Consider the following 8,426-nt stretch of genomic DNA (forward strand, 5'->3'; position numbering starts at 1 on the left):
ATCAATAGTGTTTCGGCGGCCATAGCGAGAGGGAAACGCCCGGTCACATTCCGAACCCGGAAGCTAAGCCTCTCAGCGCCGATGGTACTGCAGGGGGGACCCTGTGGGAGAGTAGGACACCGCCGGACTTCTTCCGTGAAAAAGCCACCCCAATGTTGGGGTGGCTTTTTCTCGTTAACGCGTCGATGACGTGTGCCGCTCCATGTCCCACTATCTGCGGATCATGTCCCGTCTTCTGCTGCTGTGGGGCACTCAAAACGGCAAAAAGTGGGACATGCGCGTGCGGGGGTGTCGCTGCGGCGCACGAGGCCGTGGCTCTCTGGGTGCCGGGCGGCCTCGCGTATCCTGGACCACATGTCCAGCGACGAGCACGAGACCGAGAATGCGGCCGACGGACTGCTCCCGACGCTCGAGGTGATCGAGCAGCAGCCTCTCGGACAGCGAGCGGTTGCCTATGCGGCATTGCTGGACGAGCTGTCCCGCCGGCTCGACTCATCGCCGTCGCAGGCATGACGGCCCGTCTCGACGCCGCACTCTCCGCCCGCGGGCTCGCGCGATCGCGCACGCACGCGGCGTCGCTCATCGCGGCGGGGCTCGTGACGGTCGACGGGCGTCCCGTGGTGAAGCCGTCGACCCCGGTCGCCGATGACGCGGCCCTCGACGTCGCCGGGGCGGACCACTACGTCAGCCGCGCGGCGCACAAACTCCTTGCCGCGCTCGACGGGTTCGACATCAACGTCGGCGGACGCGTGGCGCTCGACATGGGCGCTTCCACCGGCGGGTTCACCCAGGTGCTCCGCGAACGCGGTGCCGAACCCGTAGTCGCGGTGGACGTCGGTCACGGCCAACTGGCGGCCGAGGTCGCGGCGGATGCGGGCGTCATCGCCGTCGAGGGCTTCAACGTCCGCTACATGACGCCGGAGAACCTGCGCGAGGCGAGCGGGGTGTCCGCAGGCCCCTCGGTGGTGACCGGAGACCTCTCCTTCATCTCGCTGCTGCATGTGCTGCCGGCGGTGCGGCAGGTGGCCGCACCCGGGGCCGACATCGTGCTGCTGATCAAGCCGCAGTTCGAAGTCGGACGCACGGCCGTCCGCGGGGGACTGGTCACCGACCCGGTGCTCCGCGCCGAGGCCGTGGAGACGGTGCTCTGGGCCGCATGGGATCAGGGGCTCGGCACACGCGGGGTGCAGGCGTCCCCGCTTCCCGGCACGCACGGGAATGTCGAGTACCTAGCCTGGTTCGGCGCCGACGACGGCACCAGTCCGACAGAATGGATGGGCACGGTCCGAGAACTGACGGGAACGGTATGAGCGACGCTGAGCGGCACATCCTGGTGGTTGCGCACGCTCGCCGCGACGACACCGTCGACGCCGCGCAGCGGGTGATCAGCGCGCTGCAGGCGGCGGGCGCGCACCCCGTGCTCGCCACCGACGATCGCGACGAGCTCAGCATCTACCTGCCCGAATGCGCCGACCTTCCTGCCCTCGATATCGACGTCCCGGTGACCGACATCGAGCTCGCGATCGTCCTCGGCGGTGACGGGACGATCCTGCGCGCAGCCGAACTCGTGCGCGGAGGCTCCGCGCCCATCCTCGGCATCAACATGGGCCACGTCGGCTTCCTCGCCGAAAGCGAACGCGACGACATGGACGAGGCCGTCGCCCGCGCCGTCGCCCGCGACTACCGGGTGGAGGAGCGACTCGCCCTGGCTGTCCGCGTGAAGGACGCCGCGGGCTCGGTCATCTACGAGACCTGGGCGCTCAACGAGGCCACCGTCGAGAAGGCCAGCCGGGAGCGGATGCTGGAGGTCGTCATCGAGATCGACGGCCGCCCGCTGTCGAGCTTCGGCTGCGACGGCGTCGTGGTCGCGACTCCGACCGGCTCTACCGCATACAACTTCTCTGCTGGCGGACCCGTCATCTGGCCGACCGTCGAGGCGATCGCCGTCGTGCCGCTGTCGGCTCACGCCCTGTTCGCGAAGCCGCTCGTGGTGGGCCCGGAGGCTGCGGTGGCGATCGAGGTGCTCGCCCGCACCGACGGCACCGGCATCCTGTGGGCCGACGGCCGCCGCTCGCACGATCTTCCGCCCGGCGCCCGCGTTGTCGTCCGCCGCTCCAGCCGCGCGGTGCGGCTCGCGCGGCTCCACCCGTCCGCGTTCACGGAGCGGCTGGTGCAGAAGTTCCACCTGCCCGTCGCCGGGTGGCGCGGCCCCGACCAGCTCACCACCGGCAGTACCTCGTGATTGAGGAGATGCGACTGCGGGACCTCGGGGTCATCGCCGAAGCCACTTTGCCAATCGGTCCCGGCTTCACCGCGATCACCGGCGAGACCGGTGCCGGCAAGACCATGGTCGTCGCCGGTCTCGGGCTCCTCCTCGGCCAGCGGGCCGACTCTAGCGCGGTGCGCTCGGGAGCCGCGCAGGCCGTCGTCGACGGCGTCTGGGTCGTGCCGGAGACCGGCCCGGTCGCCGATCGGGTGATCGACGCCGGCGGGGAACTCGAACCCCTCGGCTCCGGGCGGGCCGAACTTCTTCTCGGACGCACCCTCACCGCCGAGGGGCGCAGCCGTGCGTCCGTCGGCGGCCGGCCCGCGCCCGCCGGTGTCCTCGCCGACCTCGCCGACCACCTCGTCGTCGTGCACGGCCAGTCCGACCAGCTGCGGCTGCGCTCCGCCGCCGCGCAGCGCGACGCGCTCGATCGCTTCGCCGGCGCTCCGGTGGCGGCCGCGCTGGCCGCCTACGTCGACGCCTACGAGCGATCCCGCACCATCGCTGCGGAGCTCGACGAACTCACCCGCACCCGTGACGCCCGCGTCCGCGAGGCGGAAGACCTCCGTGCCGCGCTCGCCCTCATCGAGGTCGCCGATCCGCAGCCGGGGGAGGACGTCGAGCTCGCCGCACGCGCCGAGCGACTGTCGAACGTCGAGGAGCTGCGGGCGGCGGCCGCGATCGCCCACTCCGCGCTCTCTGCCGAGGACGACGCCCCCGACGCGGTCTCGCTCCTCGCCGAGACGCGTCGCGCGCTCGAGCGCGGGGGAGACCCGGCGCTCACCGATCTCGCCGAGCAGGCCGCCGATCTCGGTTACCGGGCCGCAGACCTCGCCGCCGCCGTCGCCCGCTATCTCGCCGACCTCGATGACGCGGGCCCTCATGAGCTTGCCGCCGTGCAGGAGCGGCAGGCCGTGCTCGGGGCGCTCATCCGCGCCCACGGCAGCCTAGATGCGGCGCTCGACCTTGCCCGCGACGGCGCACTCCGCCTCGCCGAGCTGGAGGACGACGGCTCCCGCATCGAGCGGCTCGAGACCGAACGGGACGCCGCCCGAGCCGCGCTGGATGAGGCGGCGACCGCGCTCACCGCCGCGCGCACCGAGGCCGCCGCGCGCCTGGGTGCCGCGGTGACCAGCGAACTGCACGCCCTCGCCCTGCCCGACGCCCGCGTTCAGATCACCGTGACGCCGACCGCCGAGAACGCCACCGGCCGCGACGAGGTCGCGATCCTGCTGGCACCGCATCCGGGCGCCGAACCTCGTCCGGTCGCCCGCACCGCATCCGGCGGCGAGCTCAGCCGCGTCATGCTCGCAATCGAGGTCGTCATCGCGGGCACCGACCCGGTGCCGACGTTCGTGTTCGACGAGGTGGATGCCGGGATCGGCGGCGCCGCCGCGATCGAGGTGGGCCGGCGGCTCGCCGCGCTCGCCCGTACGGCGCAGGTCATCGCCGTGACCCACCTGGCTCAGGTCGCCGCTTTCGCCGACAACCACCTCACCGTGCTGAAACAGAGCGACGGCTCGGTCACCGCATCCAGCGTCCGTGCGCTCACCGGCGCCGACCGGGAGGCGGAGATGGCGCGGCTGCTGTCGGGGCTCCCCGACTCGGAGGCGGCGCTGCACCATGCTCGCGAGCTGCTCGCGCTCGCACACCCGACCCACTGATAGGATGGAAGCCCGTGACGAACTCTTCTGGATCAGGTCCCCACGGCAGCACCCACGACGACACCACCAAGCACATTTTCGTGACCGGAGGTGTCGTCTCCTCGTTGGGTAAGGGGTTGACCGCCGCCAGTCTCGGCAACCTGCTCACCGCGCGCGGACTGCACGTGGTCATGCAGAAGCTCGACCCGTATCTGAACGTCGACCCGGGAACGATGAACCCGTTCCAGCACGGTGAGGTCTTCGTCACGGACGACGGCGCCGAAACCGACCTCGACATCGGGCACTACGAGCGCTTCCTCGACATCGAGTTGAGCCAGGCGGCGAACGTCACCACCGGCCAGATCTACTCGCAGGTCATCGCCAAGGAGCGTCGCGGCGAGTACCTCGGCGACACCGTGCAGGTCATCCCGCACATCACCGACGAGATCAAGCGCCGGATGCGGCTGCAGGCCGACGAGGAGCCTCGCCCCGACGTCATCATCACCGAGATCGGCGGCACCGTCGGCGACATCGAATCGCAGCCGTTCATCGAGTCCGCCCGCCAGATCCGCCACGAGCTCGGCCGCAACAACGTGTTCTTCGTGCACGTGTCGCTGGTGCCGTACATGGGTGCCTCCGGTGAGCAGAAGACAAAGCCCACCCAGCACTCCGTCGCGGCCCTCCGCTCCATCGGCATCCAGCCGGACGCGCTGGTGCTGCGCAGCGACCGCCCCGTCACCGAGTCGAACAAGCGCAAGATCGCGCTCATGTGCGACGTCGACGAGGCCGCGGTCGTCAACGCGGTCGACGTGCCCAGCATCTACGACATCCCCACCATGCTCAACGAGCAGGGCCTGGACGAGTACATCGTCCGCGCCCTCGGGCTGTCTCAGGCCGCCGAGGTCGACTGGACCCGCTGGCAGAAGGTGCTGAACGCCGTCCACAACCCCAAGCACGAGGTCACGATCGGCCTGGTCGGCAAGTACATCGACCTGCCCGACGCCTACCTCTCCGTGACCGAGGCGCTCAAGGCCGGCGGCTTCGCGCAGGAGACGCACGTGAACATCACGTGGATCCCCTCCGACACCTGCGAGACCCCGGAGGGTGCCGCCAAGGCACTGTCCGCGATCGACGGCATCGTCGTCCCCGGCGGCTTCGGCATCCGCGGCATCGAGGGCAAGCTCGGCGCGCTGAAGTTCGCCCGTGAGCAGGGAATCCCCACGCTCGGCATCTGCCTGGGCCTGCAGTGCATGGTCGTCGAGTACGCACGCAACATGGCCGACCTCCCCGGGGCGTCCTCCAGCGAATTCGACCCCGACACCGAGTTCCCGGTGATCGCCACAATGGCCGAGCAGGTCGACATCCTCGACCATGGCGACCTCGGCGGCACCATGCGTCTGGGCCTGTACGAGGCGGCACTCGCGGAGGGCTCGATCGCGGCGGAGGTGTACGGCGCGTCCCGCGCGTCCGAACGACACCGGCACCGCTACGAGGTGAACAACTCCTACCGGGGTCGCATCGCCGACGCCGGTCTCGTGTTCTCGGGTCTCAACCCCGAACTCGACCTGGTGGAGTACGTCGAGCTGCCCCGCGACGTGCACCCGTTCTACATCGCCACACAGGCCCACCCGGAGCTGCGCTCGCGTCCCACCTCCGCGCACCCGCTGTTCCGCGGGCTCGTCGGGGCGGCCCTGGAGCGTCACCGCGCCAGCGAGCTGTTCGAGGTCGAGGACGAGACCGGAGCGGAGTGACCCGGCATGGCGATCGACGAACTGCGTGACGAACCGGTCTCACCGGAGGTCATCTCGAGCGAGCTCGTGTACTCCGGCAACATCTGGGACGTGCGCGACGACACCGTCCGCTACCACGGCGGCCGCATCCGACGGCAGTACGTCGCCCACCCCGGCGCCGCCGCCGTCATCGCGCTGGACGACGAGCAGCGCGTGCTGCTGATCCAGCAGTACCGCCACCCCATCCGGCACCGCGACTGGGAGGTGCCCGCGGGGCTCCTCGACGTCGCCGGCGAGGCGCCGATGGATGCGGCACGGCGAGAGCTCGCCGAGGAGGCCGACCTTCGCGCCGAACGGTGGGACGAGCTCGTCAGCATCTTCACCACCCCGGGCGGCAACGACGAGGTCGTGCATCTCTTCCTCGCCCGCGACCTCCGCCCTGCGGCGGAGACGTTCGCGCGCGAGGACGAAGAGGCAGATATCCGCGTCGAGTGGGTGCCGCTGACGGATGCGGTGGATGCGGTCATGGCCGGCCGGATGCGCAACGGCATCCTCGCGACCGGTGTGCTGGCCGCGGCCGAGCGGCTGAGGCGCGACGCGGAGGCCTGAGATGCGGGTGGATCGGGCGGTCGACGTCTACCTGCGTCACGTCGCGATCGAACGCGGGCTCGCCGACCACACCGTCGCCGCCTACCGGCACGACCTCGGCGGGTACCTGGAGTGGCTGACCGCGCACGACATCGACGACGCCGCGCAGATCACGCCGGCGGTGGTCGCCGCCTTCGCGGCGGAGCGGGCGTCCGCGGTGCCGCCGCCGGCCGCATCCAGCCTCGCTCGGCTGCAGTCGTCCGTGCGGGGCCTGCACCGCTTCCTCGTGCGTGAGGGGATCTCGGATGCGGACCCGTCGGGCAAGCTCCGGCCGCCCAAGCTGCCGCAGCGACTACCCAAGGCGCTGACCATCGACCAGGTCGAGCGGCTCCTGGACGCCGCCGGTCCTGCGCCCGGGGGCGACACCCCGGCCAGCGCCGCGCAGCTGCGCGACCGGGCGCTCGTCGAGCTGCTGTACGCCACCGGTGCGCGGGTGTCGGAGGTGGTGCAGCTGGACGTCGACGACCTGGCGCACGGCGACGTGCTCCGGGTGCGGGGCAAGGGCTCGAAGGAACGCATCGTCCCGGTCGGCTCGTTCGCGCGTGCGGCGGTCGACGCCTACCTCGCCCGCGCCCGGCCGGATCTCGTCACCCGGGGCCGCGGCAGCCCCCGGCTCTTCCTCGGGGTGCGGGGGGCGCCGCTGTCGCGCCAGAGTGCGTGGGCGGTGCTCCAGCGGGCCGCCGAGGCGGCCGATCTCACCGCGCACGTCTCGCCGCACACCCTGCGTCACTCGTTCGCGACGCACCTGCTGCAGGGCGGTGCGGACGTGCGCGTGGTGCAGGAGCTCTTGGGCCACTCCTCTGTGGCCACCACCCAGATCTACACGCACGTGAGCGTCGACGCCCTCCGCGACGTATACGCCTCCGTGCATCCCCGCGCCCGCTGACGACGGGATCCGCAACCGGACGGCATCCTCTCGGCACGGCATCCGCGGTCCCGGCCTCGCGCTGGCTAGAATCGATCGAACGACCCGGGAGAGCAGGAGCACGGTGGCGGAGCGCGCAAGCAAGGGCAAAGGGACCTCGTCCCTAACGGGCGATACCCCGATGGGGCCGACCGGACGCCCCTATCACGGGTTCGCGACCCCACCCGAGCTGACCTCTCATGGCCCGGCCCGGATCATCGCCCTCTGCAACCAGAAGGGTGGCGTCGGCAAGACGACGACGACCATCAACCTGGCCGCCTCCCTCGCCGAATACGGCCGGAAGGTGCTCGCGGTCGACTTCGACCCGCAGGGTGCGCTGTCCGCGGGCCTCGGCATCCAGACCCACGACCAGCCGACCGTGTACGACCTGCTGCTGGACACCAAGCGCGACCCGCGCGATGCGATCGTCGCGAGCTCGGTCGAGAACCTCGACGTGCTGCCGGCGAACATCGACCTGTCCGCCGCCGAGGTGCACCTTGTCAACGAGGTCGCCCGCGAGACGATTCTCGCCCGGGTGCTGCGGCACGTGGCCAAGGACTACGACGTCATCCTCATCGACTGCCAGCCGTCGCTGGGCCTCCTGACCGTGAACGCGCTCACCGCCAGCCACGGTGTGCTCATCCCGCTCGAGTGCGAGTTCTTCGCCCTCCGCGGTGTCGCGCTGCTCATCGAGACGATCGACAAGGTCCGCGACCGGCTGAACCCCGCCATCACCCTCGACGGGGTGCTGGCCACCATGTACGACCCGCGCACCCTCCACTCCCGCGAGGTGCTGGAGCGGGTCGTCGAGGCGTTCGGCGACGACGTGCTGGAGACCGTCATCGGTCGCACCGTGAAGTTCCCCGACGCGTCCGTGTCCGGGATGCCGATCACCGAGTTCGCGCCCGAGCACGCCGCCGCACAGGCCTACCTGCGACTGGCGCGGGAGCTGGTCGCTCGTGGCGCCGTCGCTTAGCGACGGCGCCACCCCGCCGGAGGCGGCGATGGGCACTGCGCCTGTCGAGGACGCTGCAGGCGTCCGACCGTCGCCTGACACGGGCGAGGACGCCGCCGGCGTCGATGGTGATGCTGGCTTCCGGGTCACCCTGGGCGTCTTCGACGGCCCGTTCGATTTGCTGCTGACCCTCATCTCGAAGCACGAGCTCGACATCACCGAGGTCTCGCTCAGCCGCGTGACCGACGAGTTCATCGCCTACCTGCGTGCCCTCGGACCC

General features: G+C 70.9%; 8 protein-coding genes, 1 rRNA gene and 1 pseudogene (1 of these 10 running past the window's edge). All 10 read left to right on the forward strand.

From position 1 onward, the window contains the following. Positions 1 to 11 precede the first annotated feature (11 nt). A 5S ribosomal RNA gene (gene rrf, locus NT132_RS07310) occupies positions 12 to 128 on the forward strand. Positions 129 to 354: 226 nt separating this feature from the next. Then, positions 355 to 513: a hypothetical protein gene (locus tag NT132_RS07315; protein ID WP_297786950.1), complete on the forward strand. Its 159-nt coding sequence runs from the start codon at positions 355 to 357 to the stop codon at positions 511 to 513. Beyond that, positions 510 to 1,310, forward strand: coding sequence for a TlyA family RNA methyltransferase (locus NT132_RS07320; protein WP_297786952.1), 801 nt, complete (start codon positions 510 to 512; stop codon positions 1,308 to 1,310). The genes NT132_RS07315 and NT132_RS07320 overlap by 4 nt, the downstream gene beginning before the upstream one ends. Continuing rightward, complete coding sequence (locus NT132_RS07325) at positions 1,307 to 2,242, forward strand: NAD kinase (protein WP_297786954.1); 936 nt, start codon at positions 1,307 to 1,309, stop codon at positions 2,240 to 2,242. Before NT132_RS07320 ends, NT132_RS07325 begins: the two co-directional genes overlap by 4 nt. Next, positions 2,239 to 3,930: a DNA repair protein RecN gene (recN, locus tag NT132_RS07330; protein WP_297786956.1), complete on the forward strand. Its 1,692-nt coding sequence runs from the start codon at positions 2,239 to 2,241 to the stop codon at positions 3,928 to 3,930. Before NT132_RS07325 ends, recN begins: the two co-directional genes overlap by 4 nt. A gap of 14 nt (positions 3,931 to 3,944) precedes the next feature. After that, entirely contained in the window at positions 3,945 to 5,660 is a 1,716-nt protein-coding gene (locus tag NT132_RS07335; protein WP_297786958.1) for a CTP synthase, read from the forward strand. Positions 5,661 to 5,666: 6 nt separating this feature from the next. Continuing rightward, a complete protein-coding gene (locus tag NT132_RS07340) occupies positions 5,667 to 6,248 on the forward strand; it encodes an NUDIX hydrolase (RefSeq protein WP_297786959.1) in 582 nt (193 codons plus the stop codon). Position 6,249: 1 nt separating this feature from the next. After that, positions 6,250 to 7,173 carry a site-specific tyrosine recombinase XerD gene (locus NT132_RS07345; protein WP_297786960.1) on the forward strand — a complete coding sequence of 308 codons (924 nt, stop codon included), beginning with the start codon at positions 6,250 to 6,252 and terminating at the stop codon, positions 7,171 to 7,173. Between the two features lie 160 nt (positions 7,174 to 7,333). Then, on the forward strand, positions 7,334 to 8,167 hold the full coding sequence (locus NT132_RS07350; RefSeq protein WP_297786962.1) for a ParA family protein: 834 nt from the start codon (positions 7,334 to 7,336) through the stop codon (positions 8,165 to 8,167). A gap of 28 nt (positions 8,168 to 8,195) precedes the next feature. Beyond that, a pseudogene (locus NT132_RS07355) lies at positions 8,196 to 8,426 on the forward strand (ScpA family protein); it runs 632 nt beyond the window's last position.

The organism is Microbacterium sp. (assembly GCF_026393345.1).
In the GTDB taxonomy this organism is placed as follows: Bacteria; Actinomycetota; Actinomycetes; order Actinomycetales; family Microbacteriaceae; genus Microbacterium.